Below are 888 nucleotides of genomic sequence, written 5' to 3'. Positions count from 1 at the left end.
TAGTAAAAATGAAAAGTTTCTTCAGGATTGCTTTTTTCATGCCAGCGATTACAGCCCTTGTAGCTTCTTCTATTATCTTCATGATTATGTTGGACGAGAACTATGGTCTTGTGAACTATTTATTATCCTTTGTAGGAATCGATCCTATTGCATGGCTGTCAGATCCGTTTTGGGCAAAAGTAGCATTGATGGCTGCGATTACTTGGCGTTGGACAGGGTATAACATGGTTATTTTCTTAGCAGGTCTTCAAAACATTCCTGGTTCACTTTACGAAGCTGCTGAAATGGATGGAGCAGGGAAGCTTCGTCAGTTCTTATATATCACTGTACCGCAGTTGAAACCTATCTTTCTTTTTACATTCGTTCTTTCGACGATTGGTACGCTGCAGTTGTTCGATGAACCGTATATCTTAACTGAAGGCGGTCCGAATAACTCTACATTAACGATTACACTGTACTTATATCAAAATGGTTTCAGATACTTTGACTTCGGATATGCATCCGCAATCGCATATGTGCTCGTGTTGATTATTGGGGTACTTTCCTGGGCACAAATGAAATGGGCAGGTGAAGATAAATGAGGCATAACGTCAGTCCTTTTAGAAAGACACTTCTCTATATCTTTTTATTTATTGGTGTCATTGTTTCGGTATTTCCTTTCTACTGGATGTTCGTTGGAGCGACTAATCCGTCTGGTGAGATTTTCAATGTTCCGCCCAATTTCCTACCAGGTGATTATGGGTGGGAAAATTTTAAAAATTTAAATGAAAATGTCGGGATTGTCAGGGTACTAGGAAACTCTCTGTTTATAACCTTGACGTTTACCGTACTTTCAGCAATTGTATGTACAGCTGCAGGGTACGCTTTCGCTAAGTTCCAATTTAAAGG

The 888-nt window shown here is 39.5% G+C and carries 1 protein-coding gene and 1 pseudogene; both read left to right on the top strand.

The window, feature by feature from the left end; all coding sequences use genetic code 11:
- The coding region (locus tag LD39_RS15780; protein WP_035549453.1) for a carbohydrate ABC transporter permease at window positions 1-581 on the top strand (581 nt) is incomplete at its 5' end.
- Window positions 578-888 (top strand): annotated as a pseudogene (locus LD39_RS15775) (carbohydrate ABC transporter permease); the annotation flags it as partial. The gene LD39_RS15780 and the pseudogene LD39_RS15775, both read left to right, overlap by 4 nt.

The sequence above is a fragment of the Halobacillus sp. BBL2006 genome, assembly GCF_000786645.1.
In the GTDB taxonomy this organism is placed as follows: Bacteria; Bacillota; Bacilli; order Bacillales; family Halobacillaceae; genus Halobacillus.
The sequence above is the reverse complement of the archived record's forward strand: the minus strand, read 5'-3'. Positions and strand labels throughout refer to the sequence as shown.